A 23843-nucleotide genomic window follows, 5' to 3' on the forward strand; every position below is an offset into this window, starting at 1 on the left:
GCTGATTAGACTGTCCGGTGGCACGAGCCCCGCCGAAGCCTCGGCATGCTCGCTCTCCCCGCCGCGCGCGGGGATCGCAGCGACCCAGCATCCGACATCGAGGGCCCGGCTCCGGCGCCGGGCCGGACCTGGAGCGACATGACCGCCAGCACTGGCACCCGCCCCCTGACCACCCCGACCGGCGAGGCCGACTTCAAGGTCGCCGACCTCTCCCTCGCCGGCTTCGGCCGCAAGGAGATCCGCCTCGCCGAGCACGAGATGCCCGGCCTCATGGCGCTGCGCGCGGAGTACGGCGACGAGCAGCCGCTGGCCGGCGCCCGCATCGCCGGCTCCCTGCACATGACCGTGCAGACCGCCGTCCTCATCGAGACCCTGACCGCGCTCGGCGCCGACGTCCGCTGGGTGTCCTGCAACATCTTCTCCACCCAGGACCACGCCGCCGCCGCGATCGTCGTCGGCGACGGCACCCCCGAGCAGCCCACCGGCGTCCCGGTCTTCGCCTGGAAGGGCGAGACGCTGGAGGAGTACTGGTGGTGCACCCAGCGGCTGTTCGAGTTCCGGGACGAGCGCGGGGGCGTCGTCGGTCCCAACATGCTCCTGGACGACGGCGGCGACGCCACGCTGCTGGTCCACCTCGGCACCCGCTTCGAGGCCGACGGCGCCGTTCCCGAGGACGTCGACGCCTATTCCGACGAGTACAAGGTCATCCTGGCCGCGCTCCGCGAGAGCCTGGCCCGCGACGGGCGGTACTGGACCGGCATCGGGGAGGCCATCAAGGGCGTCACCGAGGAGACCACCACCGGTGTGATGCGCCTCTACGAGCTCGCCCGCGAGGGCCGGCTGCTGTTCCCGGCGATCAACGTCAACGACTCGGTCACCAAGAGCAAGTTCGACAACCTCTACGGTTGCCGGCACTCGCTGATCGACGGGATCAACCGGGCCACCGACGTCATGATCGGCGGCAAGGTCGCGGTGGTCTGCGGCTACGGCGACGTCGGCAAGGGGTGCGCGGAGTCGCTGCGCGGCCAGGGCGCCCGCGTGATCGTCACCGAGATCGACCCGATCTGCGCCCTGCAGGCGGCCATGCACGGCTACGAGGTGACCACCCTCGACGAGGTCATCGGCAAGGCCGACATCATCATCACCGCCACCGGCAACAAGGACATCATCACCGCCGAGCAGCTCGGCCGGACCAAGCACCAGGCGATCATCGGCAACATCGGGCACTTCGACAACGAGATCGACGTGGCCGGCCTGGCGCGCACCCCGGGCATCGAGCGCACGACCATCAAGCCGCAGGTCGACGAGTGGCGGTTCGCCGACGGCCACACGATCATCCTGCTCTCCGAGGGCCGGCTGCTGAACCTGGGCAACGCCACCGGGCACCCGAGCTTCGTCATGAGCGCCTCGTTCTCCAACCAGGTGCTCGCGCAGATCGAGCTGTGGACCAACCGCGCGGCCTACGAGGGGCAGACCCCCGGCGTGACCGTGCTGCCGAAGAAGCTCGACGAGCACGTGGCCCGGCTGCACCTCGACGCGCTCGGCGTGAAGCTGACCGAGCTCACCAAGGTGCAGGCCGACTACATCGGCGTGCCGGTCGAGGGCCCCTTCAAGAGCGACCACTACCGCTACTGAAAGGACCCCGCTGCCCCCCGCGACACGCTCCGCGCGCCGTGGGGCCCTGCAGCGGGGCCACGCTGCCCCCCGCGACACGCTCCGCGCGCCGCGGGGCCCTGCAGCGGGGCCGTTCCGGCGGGTCACCGCGCCCGCGGCGGGGCCCTGCAGCGGGGCCGTTCCGACGCCGGGGGCACGCCTCCGGGGGACCGGGAGGGCACCCGCCCGGTCGGCAGGCCGGGCGGGTGCCGTCTTTTCGGGCGCGACCAGCGCAGAATGGTCGGCGTGCCACCCACCGCTCCCCAGAACGGGTCCAGCCGCGGCCGAGTCCTCGTGGTCGACGACGACGCAGCCCTCGCCGAGATGCTCGGCATCGTGCTGCGCCGGGAGGGCTACGAGCCCGCGTTCGTCTCCGACGGCAACCGGGCGGTCGGGGTGTTCCACCAGACCCGGCCCGACATCGTGCTGCTCGACCTGATGCTGCCCGGCCGCAACGGCCTGCAGATCTGCCAGGACATCCGCACCCAGTCCACCGTGCCGATCGTGATGCTGACCGCCAAGGGCGACACCATCGACGTCGTCCAGGGCCTGGAGGCCGGCGCCGACGACTACGTCACCAAGCCGTTCAAGCCCGTCGAGCTGGTGGCGCGGGTGCGCGCCCAGCTGCGCCGCGGGGAGAGCGGGCAGGCCGAGAACCTGTCCATCGGGGACGTGCAGATCGACGTCCCGGCCCACCAGGTCACCCGGGACGGCGTCCCCGTCGCGCTGACCCCGCTCGAGTTCGACCTGCTGGTCGCCCTGGCCCGCAAGCCACGCCAGGTGTTCACCCGCGAGCTGCTGCTCGAGCAGGTGTGGGGCTACCGGCACGCCGCCGACACACGCCTGGTCAACGTCCACGTGCAGCGGCTGCGCGCCAAGATCGAGCGCGACCCCGAGAAGCCCGAGATCGTGCTCACCGTGCGCGGGGTCGGCTACAAGGCGGGGCCGCCGTGAGCCACGGGGACCCGCGGTGGGCCGCGCGCCCGTGACCCCCCGGCCGGCGGCCCCCGAGGCCGCTCCCGCACCACTCGCGCCGCCCGCCCCGGGCAGAGAGCGCTCGACCGGGACGGGCGCGCCCGTCCCCGGCCTGACCGCCGCACCGGGGACCGGCTCGCGAGCGGCCGCGCTGCGCCGCCGGGCGCGCCGCCACACCGTCCGCGCCCGCGTGCTGCTGCGCCGCCACGGCGCCGGCCTGGCGCAGGCCTGGCGGTCGTCGCTGCAGCTGCGCATCGGCGCGATCACCATGCTCGTCGCCGGCACCGTCGTGGTGATCGTGAGCATGGTGCTGTTCGTGCAGATCCGCGACCAGCTGCTCTCGGTCAAGCGGCAGGCCGCCGTCGACCAGGCCCAGGCGGGGGTGTTCTACGCGCAGAGCGAGGTCGCCGGCATCGCCACCGGCGACGCGGCCAGCGTCCGCGCGACCCTCGACCGGACGGTGCAGCAGCTGACCAGCCGCAGCGGCTCCGCCGGTGACTTCGACGTGGTCATGGTGCAGCGCTCGGGGTCGGTCGAGCGCAGCGCCACCAGCCGGCGCTACCTGTACCCGGCCATCCCCGCCGACCTGCGCGAGGACGTCGCCGCCGGGGGCCAGTACCTGCGCTACGCCATGGTGCCCAACGCCACGGGGGACCCGCGGCCGACGCTGCTGATCGGCGCCCCCGTGCCGAGCGACGGCTCGTCGGCCGACCGCATCGAGCTCTACTACGCCTTCCCGCTCGACCAGGAGGCGGAGAGCCTCTCGCTGATCCGCAGCACCGTCGTCATCAGCGGGGTGGCGCTCACCCTGCTCGTCGTCGGCATCGCGGTGCTGATCACCCGGCTGGTGGTCGACCCGGTCCGGCGCGCCGCCGGGACCGCCCAGCGGCTGGCCGAGGGTCAGCTGGAGGAGCGGATGACCGTCCGCGGCGAGGACGACCTCGCGCGGCTGGCCACCAGCTTCAACGCCATGGCCGACAGCCTCCAGCGGCAGATCACCCAGCTGGAGGCGCTCTCCCAGCTGCAGCAGCGGTTCACCTCCGACGTCTCCCACGAGCTGCGCACCCCGCTGACGACGGTCCAGATGGCCGCCGAGGTGCTGCACGAGTCCCGCGAGGACTTCCCCGCCCACGTCGCCCGCTCGGCCGAGCTGCTGCACACCGAGCTCGACCGCTTCGAGGCGCTGCTGAGCGACCTGCTCGAGATCAGCCGCTACGACGCCGGCGCCGCCGTCCTGGACTGGGAGCCCACCGACCTCGGCGCGCTGGTCGACCGGGTCGTCGCCGGGATGGCCGCGCTGGCCGAGCGGCACGGCTGCGAGCTCACGGTCAGCGGGCCGCCGGAGGAGGTCATCGCCGAGGTCGACGCCCGCCGGGTGGAGCGGATCCTGCGCAACCTCGTCGGCAACGCCATCGAGCACGGCTCCGGCAAGCCGGTGGAGATCACCTGGGCGGCCAACCGCACGGCGGCCGCGGTCACCGTGCGCGACCACGGGGTCGGCCTGTCCTCGGCGGAGGCGCAGCACGTCTTCGACCGGTTCTGGCGGGCCGACCCCTCCCGCGTGCGCACGGTGGGCGGCAGCGGGCTCGGGCTCTCGATCAGCCTCGAGGACGCCCGCCTGCACGGCGGCTGGCTGCAGGTCTGGGGGCAGCCGGGGGCCGGCGCGCAGTTCCGGCTGACGGTCCCGCTGACCGCCGGCGCCGACCTCACCAGCTCACCGCTGCCCCTGCGGCCGGTGGTGCGCCGGGTCGGGGAGCGGCGGTGAGCCGCCCGGCCGCCGTCCGCGCGGCGGTGCTCGCGGTGCTGCTGGCGGTCCTGACCGCCTGCTCCACGGTGCCGACGGCGTCCCCGACGGTGCAGATCACCCAGCCGCCCACGCGCCCCGACGGCCTCGTCGGCATCGAGCCCCTGTCGCCGGAGCCCGGCGCCGCCCCCGAGGAGGTCGTGCGGAGCTTCCTCGACGCCGCGGCCAGCACCGTGCGCGGCCACCCGGTCGCGCGCGAGCACCTCGCCCCCGAGGCGGCCGGGTCCTGGTCCGACGAGGCCGGCATCACCGTCATCGGGCAGGACTACGCCACGGTGACCACCGACGCGGGCACGGTGGCGGTGACCGCGGACCTGGTCGGCACCATCGACCAGCGGGGGGTGTTCAGCGTCGCCGGCCAGGAGGTCTACACCCGCGACTTCACCCTGCAGCAGGTCGAGGGCGAGTGGCGGGTCACCAACCCGCCGGACGGCCTGGTGATCCTCGAGCCGGACTTCGAGCGGCTCTACGAGCGGCGCGACCTGTACTTCCTCGACCCCACCGGGCAGCGGGTGGTCCCCGACCCGCGCTACCTCATCCGGGGCGAGGCCCAGCCCAGCCAGCTGGTGGGGCGGCTGGTCGACGGGCCGTCGGCGGTGCTCGCCGCCGGGGTGCGCAACGAGCTCGCCGGCGCCTCGCTGCGCAGCACCGTCGACGTCTCCGGGCAGACCGCGACGGTCGACCTCAGCGGCCTCGGCGACCTCTCGGCGGCCCAGGTGGCCGGGTTGTCGGCCCAGCTGGTGTGGACGCTGCGCCCGCTGGCCCGCTCGGTCGAGGTGCGCCGGGACGGCGAGCCGCTGCGGCCCGAGGGGGTCCCGGTGGTGCAGACCGTCGACGACTGGGCCGCCTACGGCCCCGACGGCGTCCCCGTCGACGCGGTCGGCCACTTCCTCCGCGACGGCGCCCTCCTCACCGTCGCCGACGCGCCGGCGCCCGGGCCCGCGGGTGCCGGCGCCTACGGGCTGACCAGCGCCGCGGTGGCCGCGGACGTCCGCACCGGTGAGCTCACCGAGATGGTCGGCACCGCGGTGGCCGGCGACCAGGTGACGCTGCTGGCCGGCGACTACGGCGGCGAGCTGTCGCCCGTGCTGTCCGGGGGCAGCTTCACGGCGCCGACGGTGGCCGCCATCCGCTCGGAGTTCTGGCTCGTCCGGGACGGCGCCGCCGTCGTCCGGCTGCCCGCCGACGGCACCCCGCAGGCCGTGAGCGCCCCGACCCTCGCCGGCCTCGGCCGCACCACGGTGCTCCAGCTGTCCCCCGACGGGGTGCGGGCCGCCGTCGTCGTCGCCGGGCCGCAGGGGGACACCCTCTACGTCGGCACCGTGGTGCGCGCCGAGGACGGCCCGGTCGCCCTGCGGGACCTGCGGGCGGTCGCCCCCGGCCTCACGCAGGTGGTCGACGTGTCCTGGCGGACGGCGGGCAGCCTCCTGCTGCTGGCCGGCGACAGCGCCGAGGGGCGGGTGGTCCCGTACCTGGTGGGGGTCGACGGCTGGGACCTGACCAGCGTGGCCACCGCGGGGCTGCCCAGCCCACCCGGCCGGGTGGCGGCGGCTCCCGGCCGGCCGCCGCTGGTCAGCGCGGACGGGACCATCTGGCAGTTCGTCAACGGCACCTGGGTGACCATCCTGCGCGGGCAGCAGCCGCTGCGCGGCGACGAGCCCTTCTACCCGGCCTGAGCCCGCCGTCCACAGATCCCGTGCGGGCCTGGCCCGGCTCCCGGCCGGTGGGGACGCTGCCCGCCGTGCGGACGGGGCTGGCGGCGGCGCTGGCCGACCTGCTCCTCCCGCGGGTCTGCGCCGGGTGCGGGGTCCCCGGCGCGGTCCTCTGCCGGCCGTGCGCGTCCTCGCTGGCCGTGCCGCACCTCGCCCAGCCGCGCCGCTTCCCGGCCGGCTTCCCGCCCACGGTGGCCGCCGGCCGCTATGCCGGCCCGGTCCGCCCGGCGGTGAACGCCTTCAAGGAGCACGGCCGGGCGGAGCTCGCCCGGCCGCTGGGCGCGGCGCTGGCCCTGGCGGTCGCCGCCGTCCGCTCCGGCCTCGACGACCCCGGCGCGCCGGTGCTGCTGGTGCCGGTGCCCAGCAGCGCCGCGGCCCTGCGCGCCCGCGGCCGCGACCACGTCCGGGAGCTGGCCGCGCGGGCCGCGACGGAGCTGCGCGCCGCGGGGGTGCCGGCCTCGGTGGCGCGGCTGCTGCGGCGCGTCGGCCGGGCCCGCGACTCGGCCGGGCTGACCGCCGCCGAGCGCCGGGCCAACCTGGCCGGGACGCTCCGGCTGCGACCCGGCGCCCTGCCGCCCGGCGCCGCCCTCGTGGTCGTCGACGACGTCGTGACCAGCGGCGCGACGCTCACCGCGGCGGCCGGCGTGCTCGCCCCGCTGGCCGCCCCGGGCGGGCCGCCGGTGCTCGCCGCGGTGGTGGCGGCGACCCCGCGACGCACCCCGCGCGGCACCTCGCCGGGGAAGCCGCACCGGGCTCGAGATCGACTGTCGGGGCAGGGGGGCGGCGACTAGCGTGGACCAGATCACAACCCGACCGGGAGGTCTCATGGAGATCGTGGTCCGTGGCCGCAACGTCGAAGTGCCCGAGCACTACCGACAGCACGTGGAGGACAAGGTCGGCTCGCTCGAGCGGTTCGACGGCAAGCTGAAGATCCTGCGCATCGACGTGGAGCTCTTCCACGAGAAGAACCCGCGCCAGTCCGAGAAGTGCCAGCGGGTGGAGATCACCCTCCGGGGCAAGGGCCCGGTCGTCCGCGCCGAGGCGGCCGCGGCGGACTTCTACGCCGCGCTCGACCTGGCGACCGGCAAGCTCGACCACCGGCTGCGCAAGGCGGCCGACCGCCGCCGCGTGCACCACGGGCGGCGCACCCCGGCCACCGTCCGGGTCGGCGGGGGCGGTGACGCCGGCGTCCTCGAGGCCCTCGACCGGGACCGCCGGCTCGCCGAGGGCCCGCACGTCACCGACCTCGACGAGCACCTGCCGGGGCGGATCGTCCGGGAGAAGCACCACCCGGCCACCCCCATGACCGTCGACCAGGCCCTCCACGAGATGGAGCTGGTCGGCCACGACTTCTTCCTCTTCCAGTGCGCCGACACGGGGCAGCCGACGGTCGTCTACCGCCGGCACGCCTACGACTACGGCCTCATCCGGCTCGTCGACCCCGCGCTCGACGGGACCGGCGCGCAGCGTGCGGCGCAGCCCGCCGCCGCTCCCCTCTGACCGGCCGGGGCGGGCGCGCCGGCGGTGCGCCCGCCCCGGTGACCGTCACCCGCCGGGCAGCCGCCCGTAGAGCACCGCGTCGGCCCGGCCGCCGCCCCGGAGGTCCAGGGCCGCGCGGACCACGCCCTCGCGGACGAACCCGGCGCGCACCGCCACCGCCTGCGACGCGGTGTTGCCCACGTCGACGAACAGGTGCACCCGCGGGGCGCCGAGCCCGAGCGCCCAGTCGGCCAGGGCGTGCGCGGCCTCGGCCGCGTAGCCCCGCCCGCGCGCCCACGGGGCGGTCCAGTAGCCGATCTCCGGTCCGAGCCGCCCCTCGCGCAGGTGCACGCCCGCCGAGCCGACCAGCCGGCCCCCGGCCTCGACGACGACCGGCATGCCCCGCCGCCCGGCGCGCTCGGCCGGGGCGGCCTCGGCCACCCACGCCCGGGCGTCGGCCCGCGTGTAGGGCACCGGCAGCGCGCTGAGCCAGCGCTGCGTCTCGGGGTCCTGGCAGGCCGCGAGCACGGCGTCCTCGTCGTCCGGCCGGTGGGGGCGCAGCACCAGCCGCGCGGTGCGCACCACCTCGGTCGTGAGGTCGATGCCGTCGAGGTCCACGCCGCCGGGGTCGAGGGTCACCCGGTCATGCTCCGGCGTTGCCCAGGACCCGGTCGACCGATATCTCCAGCACCACCCGCGCCGGGTTCTCCCGCGGCTGCCGGTACCGGCGGGCGTAGCGCTCCTCGGCGTCGGCCACGGCCGCCGGGTCGTCCCGGACCACCGCCGTCCCCTCCAGGGTCAGCCACCGGCGGCCGTCGACCTGGCAGACGGCCACCCGGGAGCGCCCGCCGCGGACGTGCCGGGCCTTGGCCGAGGTGCCCGAGGTGATGACGCGGGCGGTGCCGGTGTCGGCGTCGTAGGTGACCCCGACCGGCACCACGTGCGGGCTCCCGTCGGCGCGCAGGGTGGTCAGCGTCGCCAGGTGCCGCTCGGTGAGGAAGTCCAGCGCCGCGGGGCCGAGGGTGCGGGGGTCGGAGGCCACGGGGACGAGATTAGATCGTGCGCCACCTGGGCATCCGGCGGTCGTGGAGCTCTCGGGTGCACGGGTCCTCGTGGCCGGGGCCACCGGGGCGCTGGGCGGGGCGCTGGCCCGGGGCCTGCACGGCGCCGGCGCGCGCGTGGCGCTGACCGGCCGGGACGCCGGCCGGCTCCGCGCCCTGGCCGACGAGCTGGGCGGGGCGCCCACGGCCACCGCCGACGTCGTGGACGTGGCCGCGGTCCGCGCCGCGGTCGAGGCCGGGGTGACGGCGCTCGGGGGGCTGGACGCCGTCGTGGTCGCCTGGGGGGTCGTGGCCTTCGGCCCCGCGGCCGAGGCCGACGACGCGGTGACCGAGGAGCTGTTCGCGGTCAACACGCTGGCGCCGATGAGCCTGGTGCGGGCGGCGCTGCCGCACCTGCCCGACGGCGGGGCGGTGGTCCTGCTGTCCGCGGTCGTGGCCGACGCGCCGACGCTGCAGATGGCGGAGTACTCGGCGAGCAAGGCGGCGCTGTCGGCCTGGGCCGGGGTGCTGCGCCGGGAGGTGCGCGCCCGCGGGGTGGGCGTGCTGGACGTCCGGCCGCCGCACATCGACACCGGCCTGGTCGACCGCGCGCTCGCCGGGCGGCCGCCGCGGCTGCCGCCCGGGCACGACCCGGAGGAGCTGGTCGGCGCGGTGCTCGAGGCGCTCCGCCAGGGCAGCCGGGAGGTCGTGCTCGACCCGCGGGCGGGGCAGTTGGTGCACCGCTGAGCAGCGCCGGGCGCGACGCCGGTCCGGCGTCGGCAGCCCGCGGCCCCGGCCGCCTACTCTGGACCGGTGGTGTTCTCGAAGATCCTGCGAGCCGGTGAGGGCAAGCTCCTCCGACGACTGAACAAGATCGCCGACGCGGTCGAGTCGCTGGCGGACGACGTCGCCGACCTCACCGACGCGGAGCTGCGGGCCAAGACCGACGAGTTCCGCGAGCGCCTGGACGAGGGGGAGACCCTCGACCACCTGCTGCCGGAGGCCTTCGCCGTGGTCCGCGAGGCGGCCACCCGCACGCTCGGCCAGCGCCACTTCCGCGTGCAGGTCATGGGTGGCGCGGCGCTGCACCTCGGCAACATCGCCGAGATGCGCACCGGTGAGGGGAAGACGCTCACCGGCGTCCTGCCCGCCTACCTCAACGCCCTGACCGGCGAGGGCGTGCACGTCATCACGGTCAACGACTACCTCGCCCGGCGCGACGCCGAGTGGATGGGCCGGGTGCACCGCTTCCTCGGGCTGTCGGTCGGCACCATCCTCTCCGGGGAGAAGCCGGCGCACCGCCGCGAGCAGTACGCCTGCGACATCACCTACGGCACGAACAACGAGTTCGGCTTCGACTACCTGCGCGACAACATGGCCTGGAGCAAGGCCGACCTGGTCCAGCGCGGGCACCACTACGCGATCGTCGACGAGGTCGACTCCATCCTCATCGACGAGGCCCGCACCCCGCTGATCATCAGCGGGCCGGCCGAGTCGGCCGGGAAGTGGTACGTCGAGTTCGCGCGGATCGTGCCGCTGATGCGCCGCGACGTGCACTACGAGGTGGAGGAGGCCAAGCGCACGGTCGCGGTCACCGAGGAGGGCGTGGAGTTCGTCGAGGACCAGCTCGGCATCGAGAACCTCTACGAGGCGGTCAACTCCCCGCTGATCAGCTACCTGAACAACGCGCTGAAGGCCAAGGAGCTCTACCACCGCGACCAGCAGTACATCGTCACGAACGGCGAGGTGCTGATCGTCGACGAGTTCACCGGCCGCGTGCTGGCCGGCCGCCGCTACAACGAGGGCATGCACCAGGCCATCGAGGCCAAGGAGCGGGTGCAGATCAAGGACGAGAACCAGACCCTCGCCACGATCACCCTGCAGAACTACTTCCGGCTCTACGAGAAGCTCTCCGGGATGACCGGCACCGCCCAGACCGAGGCGGCCGAGCTGCACCAGACCTACAAGCTGGGAGTCGTCAGCATCCCGACGAACCGGCCGATGATCCGCGCGGACCGCTCCGACGTCATCTACAAGACCGAGGCGGCGAAGTTCGACGCGGTCATCGAGGACATCGCCGAGCGGAACGAGGCCGGCCAGCCGGTGCTGGTCGGGACGGCGAGCGTCGAGAAGTCCGAGGTCCTCTCCAAGCTGCTGGTCCGCAAGGGCATCCCGCACGAGGTGCTCAACGCCAAGAACCACGCCCGGGAGGCGCACATCGTCGCCCAGGCGGGGCGGCTGGGCGCGGTCACCGTCGCGACCAACATGGCCGGCCGCGGGACCGACATCCAGCTCGGCGGGAACCCCGAGTTCATCGCCGACGAGGTGCTGCGGGCCCGCGGGCTGTCACCGGCGGAGACCCCGGAGGAGTACGAGGCCGCCTGGGACGCCGCGCTCTCGGAGGCCAGGTCCCAGGTCAAGGCCGAGCACGAGGAGGTCACCGAGGCCGGCGGTCTCTACGTCCTCGGCACCGAGCGGCACGAGAGCCGGCGCATCGACAACCAGCTCCGCGGCCGCTCGGGCCGGCAGGGCGACCCCGGTGAGTCGCGGTTCTACCTCTCCCTCGGCGACGACCTCATGCGCCGGTTCAACGGCCCGATGCTCGAGTCGATGATGACCACGCTGCGGGTCCCCGACGACCAGCCCATCGAGTCGAAGATGGTCACCCGGGCGATCCGCTCGGCGCAGACCCAGGTCGAGCAGCAGAACTTCGAGGTCCGCAAGGACGTCCTCAAGTACGACGAGGTGCTCAACCGGCAGCGCACCGTCATCTACGACGAGCGGCGCACGATCCTCGACGGCGAGGACCTCGCCGACCAGGTCCAGGCCATGGTGGACGACGTCGTCGGCGCCTACGTCGACGGCGCCACCGAGACCGGGTACGCCGAGGACTGGGACCTCGACCAGCTGTGGACCGGCCTCAAGGCCCTCTACCCCGTCGGGTTCACCGTCGACGAGCTGCTCGACCGGGTGGCCGACGGCGAGCAGGCCGCGCTGTCGGCGGAGGACCTCAAGCGCGCGCTGCTCGACGACGTGCACCGGGCGTACGAGGAGCGGGAGACCACGCTCGGCCCAGAGGTCATGCGGGAGCTGGAGCGGCGGGTGCTGCTGTCGGTGCTCGACCGCAAGTGGCGCGAGCACCTCTACGAGATGGACTACCTCCGCGCCGGCATCCACCTGCGCGCCATGGCCAACCGCGACCCGGTCGTGGAGTACCAGCGCGAGGGCTACGACATGTTCAACGTGATGCTCGACGGCATCAAGGAGGAGTCGGTCGGCTTCCTGTTCAACCTGGAGGTCAAGACCAAGGAGCAGCAGGAGGCCGAGGCGCGGGCCAAGCAGGCCGAGGCCGAGGCGCGCGCGCTGGCCGCCGCCCAGGCGGGCACGGCGCGGGTCCGGGCCCGCCAGGCCGCGCAGGCGCAGGCCGCGGCCGCGCAGGCCGCGCAGGCGCAGGCCGCCGCGACTGCCCCGGCCCCGGCCGCGCCGGCACCGGCCGCCCCGACGGGGGTCCCGGGCGGGCCGGCCCCGGTCGCCGCGGAGGGTGACGACCGGCCCACGGCGTCGGGGTCCCCGGCGGTGGCACCGGCGTCCCCGGAGAAGGCCCCGGCGGCGTCCCCGGCGGCGTCCCCGGCGAAGGCCCCGGCCGCCCGGCGGTCGAGGGGGCGGCACGCCGCCCCGGAGCCGACGGCGCCGGCCGCCGAGGAGCCCGCAGCCGACAGCGGCCCGCAGCTGTCGGTCGCGGGCCTCGAGGAGCCGCGGCGTTCGGCCGAGCAGCTGACCTACTCGGCGCCGAGCCTGGACTCCTCCCCGGCCGAGACCGGCCGGGCGAAGGCCGCCAAGACGGCCACCGTCACGGGCACCAAGGAGCCCGCGCGCAACGCGCCGTGCCCCTGCGGGTCCGGCAAGAAGTACAAGGCCTGCCACGGGGCGCCCTCGCGCTCCTGAGCGAGGACCGTCCTCCCCGCCCCTCGCCGGGGGCGGGGAGGACGAGACCGGTCAGCCCACCTGCAGGGCGGTGCACCGCCACCGGCCGTCCACGCCCTCCAGGCGCGCGGCGACCGCGTGCGCCCGGCCGGACCGCCGGGCCACGGCGCTGACCTCGGCCACGCCGTCCACCGGCTCGCAGACGTGCACCGGGCCGAGCAGCACCGGGGCGGTGCCCCCGGCGCACCACCGGGGGCGCCGGCCCCGGGTGAGGGCCGCGTGCACGCCGACCGATGTCAGCCCCTGCACGTGGGCCAGGGGGCGCAGGCCGGCCAGCCCCTCCAGGGTCAGGACGAACAGCTGCCGCCCGGTGCGTGCGGGGTCGGGCAGGTCGGCCCGGGAGGACCACGTGTGCTCGGGGTCCCGCTCCTCGTCGCGCGGCCGCGGGCCGGGGCGGTGCCGGGGACGCGGCACCGGGGCCCCGGGGACCAGCAGCCGGAGCACCGGCTCGGGGCTCAGCGGCGGCTGCGGCGTGGGGACGACGGCCAGCCGGAGGGTGGCGGTGCGCAGCGGGGTCTCGGCGGGGGTCGGGGTCGCGGTCATCGGCCGTCCTCGGGTCGTGGCGGTTCCGGGTTCCCGGGCCGGTGCAGCACCTGGCCCGGCAGCAGGAGGTCGGGATCGGGCCCGATGACCGCCGCGTTGAGCCGCCACCACGCGTGCACGGCGGCGGCCACCTCGGCGGCGCCGGGGGTCCGGCCCGAGCGGGCGAGCAGGTCCGCGGCGGCGATGTCCCAGAGGCAGTCCCCGCGGAGGACGACGTGCTCGCCGCGCACCGGACCCGGCGGCCCGGGCGCCTCGGTCGCCGGGACGGGCGGGGTGGCGGGGGGCGCGGGCCCGGCCGCGGGCGGTCCGGCCCCCGGCCAGTCGGGCACCGGCCCGGTCGTGGGGACCGCGGGCGCGGGCGCCTCCGCGGTGGCCGGCGCCGGCGACCCTGCGGTCGTCGCCACCGCGGGGACGGCGGCCACGGCGCGGGGCGCGGGGCCCGTCCCCGTCGCCGGTCCGCAGCCGGCCAGCACCGGTCCCCCGGCGAGGAGGCCGACGCCCAGGGCCAGCGTCGCGGCCCGTCGCGCGCCCGCGGGGAGGACGACGCGGGTCAGCCCCCGTGCCACCCCGCCGAGGACCCCGGGCAGCGCCGACAGCGCGGTGAGCGCGAGGCCCAGCGCGCCCCAGGCCCACGCCGTCCACGCCAGGCCGGCCACGACCGACAGCAGCAGGTGGTCCGGGCCCACGACGTCGGCGGCTCGCCAGGGGCCGGTCGCGGCCGCGGTGGTCACCCAGGAGAGGTCCGGGGTGACGGCCCGCAGCACCAGCGCCAGCAGGCCCATCGCGGTCGTCGTGGCGACCAGTCGGCGCATCGACATGTCGGCTCCTCGCTCGGGACGGGATGGTGACCAAAGCATGCAAATGCACGCAAATGCAAGAGTTGGCACCCTCTAGGCTGTGGACGGAGGTGTGCCGATGCGCTGGCAACGACTGTTCGCCGACCTGCAGGCGGAGTTCGAGGAGGCGGCAGCCGCGGCCGAGCGGGCCGAGGACGGCTCGCGGCGGCGGGCGGAGGTCGGCGGGGTGCGGCTCGCCGAGCGCCTCGCCGGGGCGGTCGGCCAGCCGGTGGCCGTGCGCTGCCGTGGCGCCGGGGAGGTGACCGGGCTGGTGCTCGACGTCGGGGCCGACTGGCTGCTGCTCCGCGACGACCAGCACCGGGAGGTGCTCGTCGCGGCGGGCGGGGTGACGGTGGTCGGCGGGCTGACCCGGCAGACCGTGCCCGCCGCGGCGGTGGCCGTGCGCGCCCGGCCGGACCTGCGGCGGGCGGTGCGGGCGCTGGTGCGCGACCGGGCCACGGTCCAGGTCGTGCTCGACGACGGGACGGCGCTGCTCGGCACCCTGGACCGGGTCGGCGCGGACTTCGTCGAGCTGGCCGAGCACCCGGCCGACCGGCCACGGCGGGCCGCGGAGGTGCGCGGCGTCCGCACGGTCGCGCTGGCGGCGGTGGCCGTCGTCCGGACGGTGCCGCCCTCGACCGGGTGACCGGGGGAGGTCAGCGCCGGCGGCGCCCCCCGGCCTCGGCCGACGGGCTCTCCACCGGCACCTCGACCGGCTCCGGCACGTCGGGGACCTCCGGCGGCACCTCGCCGCGCGCCTCGGCGTACTTGCGCGCGATGAAGCGCTCGAGCTCGTCGACCTCGACCCGCCACTGACCGCGGCCGCCGATCTGGATGGCGATGAGCTCCTTGCGGCGGACCAGCGCGTAGGCCTGGGACCACGAGACGGCGAGGATCTCCGCCACGTCGTCGAGGGTCAGGAAGCGCGGTGTGGGCATCGGTGGTCTCCCGTCCGGTCCGGCCCAGTCTGGCAGCCCCGTCCGGGTGGTGTGCGCGCTGTCCACACCCGAACGTGTGGACGGCGAGTGCACGCGTCTGCACGCATGTCGCATCATCTGCGTCCTGTTCCCCCCGTCGGACGGCGGATCGCCCGCCGGTTCCGCCTGCCCGATCGAGAGGACCGCCCGCCGTGAGCGCGACGCGCACGACGACCGTGCCGCCGGAGACCCCTGCGGCGACCCCGCCGGCGCCGCGCCGGGTGCGCCCGCCGCGCTGGCTGGACCTGCGCCTCGTGCTCGGGGTCCTCCTCGTGCTCGGGTCGGTCCTGGTGGGCGCCCGGGTCGTGGGCGCGGCCGACGCGACCGTCCCGGTGTGGGCCGCGGCGGGCGACCTGGCCCCCGGCACGGTGGTCGACGAGGCGGACCTCGTCGCGGTCGACGTGCGGCTGGACGACGCGGCGGGCGCCTACCTGGCCACCAGCACCCGACCCGGGGGGCGCACGCTCGCCCGCGCGGTCGGCGCCGGGGAGCTGCTGCCCCGCTCGGCGCTCGAGGAGCCGGCCCGGCTCGTGCAGGTGGCCCTGCCGGTGCAGGCGGGGTTCGTGCCACCGGGTCTGGACCGGGGGCAGGTCGTGGACGTGTACGCGGTGGCCGACCCGGCTGCGGGCGCGGTGGCCGCCGGTGCCCCCGGCGTCTCGCTGGTCGTCGGCCTGGCACCGGTGCAGGCGGTCTCCGGTCGCTCGGAGGGTGTGCTCTCGACGGCGACGACGACCGTCCAGGTGGTCGTCTCGGTGGCCGAGGACGACGCCGCGGCGGTGCTGGCCGCGATCGGCGGCCGGCCGCTCGTCGTGGTCGTGCACGACTCCGTCGACGCCGGCGAGGGGGCACCCCCGGCCGTGGGCGCGGCGGCCGCGCCGACCGCCGGGGCGACGTCGCGCGCCCCGGCCACCGGCGGGGCGGCCGCCCGCAGCGGGACGTCGGCGGCCCCGTCGACCGCCCCGTCGACCGCCCGGTCGACCGGCGGCGGGTCGGCCCGCACCGGGTCCCCGACGACCGCCCCGGCCGCGAGCGCGTCCCCCGCCCGCACCGGGACGTCCGCCCCGGCGAGCACCACCCGGCCGGCGGGCTGATGGGCGTCCGGGTCTTCACCGCCGTCAGCGGCGGTGGCTGGGAGTCCGAGCTGGTCGGGGAGCTGGACCGGGCCGACCACGGGGTGACCGTCGTCCGGCGCTGCGTCGACCTGGCCGAGCTGCTCGCCGCCGCTGCCACCGGCACGGGCCAGGCGGCGCTGCTGTCGGCCGACCTCCGCCGGCTGGACGGGGATGCGGTGGCCCGGCTGGCCGCCGCCGGCGTGGCCGTGGTGGGGCTGGTGGAGCGGGGCGACGAGCGCGCCGCCGAGCGGCTGCGGGCGCTGGGGGTCGAGCGGGTCCTGCCGGCCGACGCCGCCCCCGAGCAGATCGCCGCCGCCCTCCGCGCGGCGGTGGCCGGGGAGGTGCCCACCGGCCGGGACGTCGCGGACCCGCTCGCGGCGCTGCCGGCCGCGCGCCGCCCGCGCGAGGAGCGGGACGCCGGGCCGGCGACGGGCCGGGTCGTGGCGGTGTGGGGCCCCACGGGTGCTCCTGGCCGCACCACGGTCGCCGTGGGGCTGGCCGACGAGGCGGCCCGCCTCGGGGTGCGCACGCTGCTGGTCGACGCCGAGGTCTACGGCGGGGTGGTCGCCCAGGTGCTCGGGCTGCTCGACGAGTCGCCGGGGCTGGCCGGTGCCGCGCGCCAGGCCGCCGCGGGCGCCCTGGACACCGCTGCGCTGGCCCGGCTGTCCTGGACGGTGCGCCCCGGGCTGAGCGTGCTCACCGGGCTGGCTCGTGCGGACCGCTGGCCGGAGCTGCGCCCCCAGGCGCTCGCCGCGGTGCTGGCGCAGGCGCGCCGGGCGGCTGACCTGGTGGTGGTCGACTGCTCGTTCAGCCTGGAGGAGGACGAGGAGCTCTCCTTCGACACCGCGGCGCCCCGGCGCAACGGGGCCACGCTGACGGTGCTCGAGGAGGCCGACACCGTGCTGTGCGTGAGCGGCGCCGACCCGGTCGCCCTGCAGCGCAGCATCCGGGCGCTGGGTGACCTGCGCGACGCCCTGCCCGACGTCGAGCCGGTGGTCGTGGTCAACCAGGTGCGGCGCGGCCCCGTGCCGGGCGACCCCCGCCGGGAGATCGCCGCGGCGCTGGAGCGCTTCACCGGCCTCGGGGTCGCCGCCTTCCTGCCGGCCGACCGGCGGGCGACGGACGCGGCGCTGGCCGGTGGCCGGACGCTGGCCGAGGCGGCGCCCGGGTCGCCGCTGCGGGCCGCGCTGGGCGACCTCGCCGCCCGGATCGCCGGGAGCCCCGCCCCGTCGGCGCGCCGGGGACGCCGGCGGGCCGGGGTGCGCCGGTCGGTGTGACCTCGCTCCGGGCGCGCCGTCCGGGTGCCGCGGGCAGGGCGGGGGCCGTAGCGTGGCGGGCCCGATCGGGAGGAGGCCGATGGCCGAGCGGTTGACCACCCTGGACGCGTCGTTCCTGTACCTGGAACGGCCCGGGAGCCCGATGCACGTCTCCGGGGTGCTGGTGCTCGACCCGCCGCCGGGCGGTGTCGACGACGTCGCCGCGCTCGTCGAGGCGCGCCTGCCGCTGGTGCCGCGCTACCGGCAGCGGGTGCTCGAGGTGCCGGGGCACCTCGCCGACCCGGTGTGGGCCGACGACCCGGACTTCGACGTCGAGTACCACCTGCGGCGCTCGGCGGTGCCCCGCCCGGGCGCGCAGGTGCAGCTGCTGGACCTGGTCTCGCGCGTGACGTCGCGGCCCCTGGACCGGAATCGACCGCTGTGGGAGGTGTACCTGGTCGAGGGGCTGGCCGACGGCCGCATCGCGGTCATCACCAAGACCCACCCGGCCCTCGTCGACGGTCTGGGCACGGTCGACATCGGGCAGGTGCTGCTGGACCCGGCGCCGGACGCCCCGGTGCCCGCCCCCGAGCCGTGGCGCCCGCGACGGCTGCCCAGCGGGGTGCAGCTCGTCGGCGAGGCGGTGGGGGAGTACGTGCAGCGCCCGTCGGCGGCCTGGGACGCGGCCCGGGCGGCGGTCACCGACGTGCGGACGACGAGCGCCCGGGTGACCCGGGTGGCCGGCGGGGTGCTGCAGGCGGCGCGGTCGGCGCTGTCCGCCGCGCCGCACAGCCCGCTCAACGCCGGCCGCGGCAGCCAGCGGCGGGTCGCGGTGGCGCGCGCGGACCTCGACGACGTCAAGGCGGTGCGCAAGGCGCACGGCGGCACGGTCAACGACGTGCTGCTGGCCGTCGTCTCGGGCGCGCTGCGCGACTGGTTGCTCTCCCGGGGGGAGGCGGTCCTGGGGTCCACGACCGTCCGCGCGCTGGTCCCGGTGTCGGTGCAGGGCGAGGGGGAGGACGCCCCCGGCAGCCGGGTCTCCAGCTACCTGGTCGACCTGCCGGTCGGCGAGCCCAACCCCCGGGTCCGGCTGGCGCGGCTGAGCTACGCGATGCGCGGGGTCACCCACCACGGCCGGTCCGTGGGGGCCGAGACGCTCATCGCCCTCACCGGGTTCGCGCCGCCCACGCTGCACGCGCTCGGGGCCCGCGCGGCCCGGGGGCTCAGCCGGCGGGTGGCCAACCTGGTCGTCACCAACGTCCCCGGCCCCCAGCTGCCGCTGTACGCCGCGGGCGCCCGCATGCGCGAGGTCTTCCCGGTCATCCCGCTGGCGCCCGGCCAGGGGCTGTCGATCGGCATCACCAGCTATGACGGCCGGGTCTTCTTCGGCCTGAACGCCGACCGGGACACCGTGGGCGACGTGGACGTGCTGGCCGACCTGCTGGAGCAGGAGGTCGGCGTCCTCGCCGGCACCGCGGGCTGACCCTCGGCCCCCGGGCTGACCCTCGGCCCCCCGGCCGCTCGAGGACCCGGGATACCGTCGTCCGTCCCGAGTCCGTCCCGTGATCGAGGAGTCCCCCGGGTGCGCGTGTACCTGCCTGCCACCACCACCGCGCTGCGGACCCTGGTCGACGACGGCCGCCTGCCCGGTCCGCACACCGCCTTCGCCGTGACGCCGGGCCTGCGCTCCTCCTACCCGGTCAGCGACGCCGAGGCCGACACCGAGGAGCTCGAGTACGCCGCTCTGCTGGCGGCCGCCCGTGCGAGCCTGCGGCTGGTCGACGTGGACCCCTCGGCCGCCCGGCGGAGGGTCGTCGTCGCCGCCGACGTGCCGGACGCGCGCGTCGCCGAGCTGACCGACCCCGACGTCGACCACGGTGCGGTCCGGGTGGAGGACGACATCGCGCTCGGCGACGTCGCGAGCGCCCACGTCGACGGTGCCGAGGCCGAGGCCGACGTCTCGGCCGCGGTCGCGGTGGTGCTCGAGGCCGACCTCGGCAGCGAGGACGCCCAGTTCGTCGTGGACCAGGCGGAGGGGCACGAGCTCGCCTGGTACGCCCGGCAGGAGATCGGGGCCGTGCTCGAGCTGCTGTGATGCCGGCGGCGGCCGTGCCGGGCGGTCGTCGGCCGGGGACCGCCCGGCGCCCGACCGCCGGGCCACCTGCACGCGGTGGACGGTCCCGGCGCTGACCAGCCACCCGGACCCGGGGCGCACCGGCAGCAGGGTGCGGGGCAGGCGCACCCCCAGCAGGTCGCCGTCGGCCGGGCCGCCACCGAGGAACAGGCCGCTGCGCCGGCGCCGCAACGCCGGGACCGGCCCCTGGTAGCCGGCCGCGAGCGCACCGGCCGAACCGCCCACGAGGAACCCCAGCCGCCCGTCGAGGCCGCGGTCCGCGCCGAGCGCGAGCACCGGCGCGTCGCCGAGGGCGTCCAGGTCCTCCACGACGACGAGGCCCGGCCGGCCCGCGAGGCCCTCCAGCCAGCTCCCGAAGGCGGCGGTGTCGTCGGCGGGCACCTCCCGACCGGCGCCCGAGCCGCCCGCTGTCCCCGCGGCCGTGCGCACCACGCGGAGCGTGGGCGTCCCGAGCGCGGCGGCGTGGGCGGCGAGGTGGCGGACGGCGGTCCGCCGCCCGCTCCCGGGCAGACCGGCGACCAGCAGGCCACCCCCGTCGGCCAGGTCGACGCCGAGGACGGTCCCCTCGTCCCCGCCCGGCCCCACCGGAAGCCACGGCAGCTCACCTGCGGCGCGGGCGTCGTCCCCGGCGGCCGTGCTCCCGCCAGCCGCGTTCCCGGTGGCCGCGCCCCCGGTGGCCGTGCGCCGGGCGTCGGCCGGCTCCCGGGGCAGCGGCAGCACCGGCGCCGGGGGCAGCTCCGCCACGTGGAGGGCGTCCGGGTGGCGGCCGCGCCGGCCGGCCTCCGGCAGCGACCGGGGCAGCGCCAGCTGGCACTCCAGGCCCTCCTCGCCCAGCAGCGCTCGTCCGGGCGGGCGGTGCCCCGGCACGGCCCGTGCGGGGACCCCGGCGAGCACGTAGTCGGCCCGGTCGGCCAGCGGCAGCAGCAGCCGGGTGCCGACCGCGGCCGCCAGCCGGCTCCCGGGTACGAACCGGTCACCGGTGAGCAGGCAGGTGAGGCCGGCGGCCGCCCCCTCCCGGACCAGCCGGGTCAGGGACGCGGCACCGCGACCGGGATCCCCGTCGTCGAGCTCGGCGCCGAGCGCCTCGACACCGTCCACGAGCAGCAGCAGCGCCGGGCGCGCCCGGTCCGGGTCCGCTCGCCGCGCGGCGACCTCCTGCCCCAGCCGCTCCACCAGCCGCACGGTGCGGTGCACCTCCCCGCCGCGCACCACGGTGCCCGCGTGCGGGAGGCCGGCGGCGTCCCGGGCCAGCCGGCCACCGCCGTGGTCGAGCACGTGCACGTGCAGCTCCTCGGGGGACCGGGCGGTGACCGCCTCGGCCAGGACCGCGCGCAGCCACGTGGTGCGGCCGCTGCGGGGACCGCCGACGGCCAGCCAGCTGCCGCCGCGGTCCGGGTCGAGCTCCAGCGGGTGCTGGGACTGGGACGCCGGGTGGTCCACCAGCCCGATCCGCAGCGGGCGAGCAGCCCCGGCCGGCTCCCCGAGCGGCAGGGCGGCCAGGTCGTCGGCCTGCACGCGGTCGGGCAGCGGCGGGCGCCAGGGACGGTGCGGTGGGGGGAGGCCCTCCTCCCGCGCCCGGCGGGCCAACGCGGGCACCGCCCGTGCCAGGTCGGAAGGCCCTCCGGGCTGTTCCGCGGCGGCCGCCGGGGGGCGGTCCGGCCACCGCCACGGGGCCACCCGGACGGCGCCCCCCGCGGTGGGCGGGTGGCCGGCGACCCGCGCGACCTGCACCAGCTCGGGGGCCGCGCCACCCACCCGCACCAGCGCCCGGCCGGGGACGTCGGCGGGCAGCCACGCCGCGGCGGGCAGGCCGAGCACGTCCCGGGACTCGGCCTCGTCGGTGGTGCGCAGGCAGATGCGCAGGGAGCAGTTGGCCCGGATCTCGGGGGAGACCACGCCGGCCGGGCGCTGGGTCGCCAGGACGAGGTGGACGCCCAGGGAGCGGCCGCGCTGGGCGATGCCGACCAGGCCCGGGAGGAAGTCGGGCTGGTCCTCGGCCAGGCCGGCGAACTCGTCGACCACGATCACCAGCCGGGCGGCGTCGACGTCGGCCGGGAGCGCGGCGAGGTCCGCGACCCCGTGCCGGGCCAGCAGCCGCTCGCGCCGGGTCAGCTCGGCACCCAGCGACCGCAGGGCCCGGGTGGTCCCCGCCGAGTCGAGGTCGGTGACCACCCCGACGGTGTGCGGGAGCCGTGCCGCCTCGGCGAACGCGGCGCCACCCTTGTAGTCGACCAGGAGGAAGGCGCACCGGTCCGGCGGGTGGGCCAGGGCGAGCCCCAGGACGAGCGTCTGCAGGAGCTCGGACTTCCCGGAGCCGGTGGTCCCCGCGACGAGCGCGTGGGGCCCGTCCCGGCACAGGTCGAGCGCGAGCGGGCCGGTGGTGGTGCGGCCGAGCGGGAACACCAGCGACCGGCGGTCGCGCGGCCACGTCCCCCCGGTGCTCCCCCCGGCCACGGGCGTCACGCCCGGCCGGGGCAGGTCGAGCAGGCGGACCCCCCGGGGCAGACCCCCACCCACCCGGGCCGGCTGCAGGGCGGCGAGCCCCCGGGCGACCTCGCCGGCGACCGCCGTCGCGAGCCGGTCGACGGTGACGCCGGCCCGGTCGGCGGCGTCGGGCACCGCGAGCAGCCCCGCGGACCCCGTCTCGCCCTCCAGCCGCAGCCGGGCGCCGGGGACCACCGGTGGCTCCCCGCCCGCACCCGCCCGGGCGAGGGTGAGGACCCGCCGCGACCGGGCCTCGCACAGGGCCGCGCGGGTGCGGGGGCCCAGCGGGCCGTCGACCACGACGACCGTCCAGCCGACCTGCCCGGGGGCGCCGGGGCCGGCGCCGCCCAGGGCGGTCACCCAGGCCAGGGCGGCGTCCTCGCCGGTGGCGGTGTGGACGGCCCCCGCCGGCAGGTGGGGGAGCCAGCGCAGCCACGACCACGAGTCCAGCCTGGGGCGCTCGACCAGCAGCGCCAGACGGAGCTGCCCGGGAGGGAGCAGGACGGCGAGCTGGGTGACCAGCGCGGCGACCACCCCGGTCGCCACGGGTTCCGGGCCGCTCACCCCCAGGCCCCCGGCGGCCGCGAGGTCCACGGTCACGGGCCGGCGGGCCGAGGCGGCGGGCCGCCGCTGTCCGTCGGCCTCCACGAAGGTGACCCGCGACGCCCCGGGGGCGCTCCCGATCCGGACCACGACGGCGTCGGGGTCCTCCGCGGCGCGCTGCCACAGCGGGGCTGTGCGCCGGCGGACGGCACCGCAGACCACGGCGAGGTCGGGGTGCTCCCGCTCGGCCGCGCGGTCGTCGTCCGCGACGGCCGCCGCGACGCGGTCCTCGGCCTCCTGCAGGGACGCCGCGTGCGCGCGGGCGGCGCGGCGTCCGGTCCGCCGCCCCGCCGACCGGTCGGCCAGCCAGGTGCCCACCCCGACGAGCGGGCCGAGCAGGCCGAACAGCAGGAGGACGGGTGACGACAGCACCCAGGCGAGGGTCAGCCCGGCGGCGCCGGGCAGGACCAGGGCGACCCAGGGGAGGCGGCGCGGCGGCGCCACGCCGGGTTCGGCGGGCAGGGCGACCTCGACCGGTTCACCGCCGGGTGACGTCCGGGGCACCGGGTCCACGCGCACCCGCCCGCCCGGTGCCGGCGCGAGCCCGACCGGCAGGCCCTGCGGGCCGGCGACGGTGAGCGTGCTCGCCCCCACCCGCAGGAGCGCACCAGGCGGCCAGGCCCGACCCGCGGGGCCGACCGGGTCGCCACCGAGCGAGGTCCCGTTGGTCGACCCGAGGTCGCGCACCACCGGCCCGTCGGCACCCACCTCGACCAGCGCGTGGCACCGCGAGACGTCGGGGTCGTCGAGGGCGACGGTGGCCCCCGCCCCCCGGCCGACCAGGTGGCGGCCCCGGGTCAGCGCGGTGGTCTTCCCCGCCGACGGCCCGCCCACCACCCGCAGCTCCAGCGCGCTCACGGCCTCCGGCCGGCACGCGCCGGCGGCGGGACCGCCGAGGCCGAGCACCGCCCCGTGCGCGAGGGCAGGGTGTTCGAGGAGCGTCTCCGGGGGGAGCCGGGTCGGCCCGCTCCAGACCTCGCCCGGCCCGCTCCCGGGCAGCGACCCGAGCGCGGCCACCACGGCGTCGAGCCGCTCGCCGTCGTGCGCGGTGACGACCACGTCGTGCGGGCGACCGCCGACCACGAGGGTCCAGCACCGGGTGACGGGCGGGGAGGAGGGCGGTCCGGCAGGCACGCGCCCACCGTGCGGCCCCGGCCCCGGGGCTGCGGCGCCCGGGACCCGGCTGTGGACGGGCGGCCGCGCTGTGGACGGGGCGCCGGCCCCCGGGGCCACCCGCCCTAGCGTCCGGAC

Annotated in this window: 18 protein-coding genes and 1 pseudogene; 13 read left to right on the plus strand and 6 right to left on the minus strand. The window is 77.5% G+C overall.

The genetic code is table 11. The features are described from left to right. Positions 1-138 precede the first annotated feature (138 nt). The 6 genes from ahcY (at position 139) to hpf (ending at position 7644) form a co-directional block, all read left to right on the plus strand. A complete protein-coding gene (gene ahcY / locus D0Z06_RS09085) occupies positions 139-1635 on the plus strand; it encodes an adenosylhomocysteinase (RefSeq protein WP_117377051.1) in 1497 nt (498 codons plus the stop codon). A gap of 264 nt (positions 1636-1899) precedes the next feature. Next, positions 1900-2607: an MtrAB system response regulator MtrA gene (gene mtrA, locus D0Z06_RS09090; protein ID WP_458339531.1), complete on the plus strand. Its 708-nt coding sequence runs from the start codon at positions 1900-1902 to the stop codon at positions 2605-2607. Positions 2608-2818: 211 nt separating this feature from the next. Continuing rightward, positions 2819-4393: an MtrAB system histidine kinase MtrB gene (gene mtrB, locus D0Z06_RS09095; RefSeq protein WP_233517550.1), complete on the plus strand. Its 1575-nt coding sequence runs from the start codon at positions 2819-2821 to the stop codon at positions 4391-4393. After that, positions 4390-6108, plus strand: coding sequence for an LpqB family beta-propeller domain-containing protein (locus tag D0Z06_RS09100; RefSeq protein ID WP_117377053.1), 1719 nt, complete (start codon positions 4390-4392; stop codon positions 6106-6108). The genes mtrB and D0Z06_RS09100 overlap by 4 nt, the downstream gene beginning before the upstream one ends. 65 nt (positions 6109-6173) lie before the next feature. Next, on the plus strand, positions 6174-6935 hold the full coding sequence (locus D0Z06_RS09105) for a ComF family protein (RefSeq protein ID WP_117377156.1): 762 nt from the start codon (positions 6174-6176) through the stop codon (positions 6933-6935). 34 nt (positions 6936-6969) lie between these two features. After that, complete coding sequence (gene hpf, locus D0Z06_RS09110) at positions 6970-7644, plus strand: ribosome hibernation-promoting factor, HPF/YfiA family (protein ID WP_117377054.1); 675 nt, start codon at positions 6970-6972, stop codon at positions 7642-7644. Between the two features lie 45 nt (positions 7645-7689). Here the strand turns inward: hpf and D0Z06_RS09115 are convergent, their stop codons facing one another. Next, positions 7690-8262, minus strand: a complete 573-nt coding sequence (locus tag D0Z06_RS09115) for a GNAT family N-acetyltransferase (protein WP_199522219.1) — start codon at positions 8260-8262, stop codon at positions 7690-7692. A 4-nt stretch (positions 8263-8266) separates the two neighbouring features. Beyond that, on the minus strand, positions 8267-8665 hold the full coding sequence (locus D0Z06_RS09120) for a pyridoxamine 5'-phosphate oxidase family protein (protein ID WP_117377055.1): 399 nt from the start codon (positions 8663-8665) through the stop codon (positions 8267-8269). A 43-nt stretch (positions 8666-8708) separates the two neighbouring features. On the opposite strand from D0Z06_RS09120, the gene D0Z06_RS09125 reads away from it, so the two are divergent. Both D0Z06_RS09125 and secA read left to right on the plus strand, forming a co-directional pair. Continuing rightward, positions 8709-9410 carry an SDR family NAD(P)-dependent oxidoreductase gene (locus tag D0Z06_RS09125; RefSeq protein WP_117377056.1) on the plus strand — a complete coding sequence of 234 codons (702 nt, stop codon included), beginning with the start codon at positions 8709-8711 and terminating at the stop codon, positions 9408-9410. A 66-nt stretch (positions 9411-9476) separates the two neighbouring features. Continuing rightward, positions 9477-12608 carry a preprotein translocase subunit SecA gene (gene secA, locus D0Z06_RS09130; protein WP_117377057.1) on the plus strand — a complete coding sequence of 1044 codons (3132 nt, stop codon included), beginning with the start codon at positions 9477-9479 and terminating at the stop codon, positions 12606-12608. A 51-nt stretch (positions 12609-12659) separates the two neighbouring features. On the opposite strand, the gene D0Z06_RS09135 is transcribed toward secA, so the two are convergent. Beyond that, complete coding sequence (locus D0Z06_RS09135) at positions 12660-13190, minus strand: Rv3235 family protein (RefSeq protein WP_117377058.1); 531 nt, start codon at positions 13188-13190, stop codon at positions 12660-12662. Then, positions 13187-14008: a hypothetical protein gene (locus D0Z06_RS09140; RefSeq protein WP_117377059.1), complete on the minus strand. Its 822-nt coding sequence runs from the start codon at positions 14006-14008 to the stop codon at positions 13187-13189. The genes D0Z06_RS09135 and D0Z06_RS09140 overlap by 4 nt, the downstream gene beginning before the upstream one ends. A 97-nt stretch (positions 14009-14105) precedes the next feature. Between D0Z06_RS09140 and D0Z06_RS09145 the strand changes: the two genes are divergently transcribed. Next, positions 14106-14672 carry a hypothetical protein gene (locus D0Z06_RS09145; protein WP_117377060.1) on the plus strand — a complete coding sequence of 189 codons (567 nt, stop codon included), beginning with the start codon at positions 14106-14108 and terminating at the stop codon, positions 14670-14672. 10 nt (positions 14673-14682) lie between these two features. Here D0Z06_RS09145 and D0Z06_RS09150 read toward each other — a convergent pair whose 3' ends face one another. Continuing rightward, entirely contained in the window at positions 14683-14964 is a 282-nt protein-coding gene (locus D0Z06_RS09150) for a helix-turn-helix domain-containing protein (protein WP_233517551.1), read from the minus strand. A 191-nt stretch (positions 14965-15155) separates the two neighbouring features. Here D0Z06_RS09150 and D0Z06_RS09155 point away from each other — a divergent pair, with 191 nt between their 5' ends. From D0Z06_RS09155 to D0Z06_RS09170, 4 genes are all read left to right on the plus strand, one after another. Continuing rightward, positions 15156-16094: an SAF domain-containing protein gene (locus tag D0Z06_RS09155; protein WP_117377061.1), complete on the plus strand. Its 939-nt coding sequence runs from the start codon at positions 15156-15158 to the stop codon at positions 16092-16094. Continuing rightward, complete coding sequence (locus D0Z06_RS09160; RefSeq protein ID WP_117377062.1) at positions 16094-17392, plus strand: AAA family ATPase; 1299 nt, start codon at positions 16094-16096, stop codon at positions 17390-17392. Before D0Z06_RS09155 ends, D0Z06_RS09160 begins: the two co-directional genes overlap by 1 nt. Positions 17393-17471: 79 nt before the next feature. Next, the gene (locus D0Z06_RS09165) at positions 17472-18854 is read left to right on the plus strand and encodes a WS/DGAT/MGAT family O-acyltransferase (RefSeq protein WP_117377063.1); all 1383 of its coding nucleotides are present in this window, start codon (positions 17472-17474) and stop codon (positions 18852-18854) included. Between the two features lie 99 nt (positions 18855-18953). Then, the gene (locus tag D0Z06_RS09170; RefSeq protein WP_117377064.1) at positions 18954-19466 is read left to right on the plus strand and encodes a DUF6912 family protein; all 513 of its coding nucleotides are present in this window, start codon (positions 18954-18956) and stop codon (positions 19464-19466) included. Positions 19467-20702: 1236 nt separating this feature from the next. Here D0Z06_RS09170 and D0Z06_RS27095 read toward each other — a convergent pair. Then, positions 20703-23825 (minus strand): annotated as a pseudogene (locus D0Z06_RS27095) (FtsK/SpoIIIE domain-containing protein); the annotation flags it as partial. Between the last annotated feature and the right edge of the window lie 18 nt (positions 23826-23843).

This window comes from Geodermatophilus marinus (assembly GCF_003428645.1).
Classification (GTDB): Bacteria; Actinomycetota; Actinomycetes; order Mycobacteriales; family Geodermatophilaceae; genus Geodermatophilus.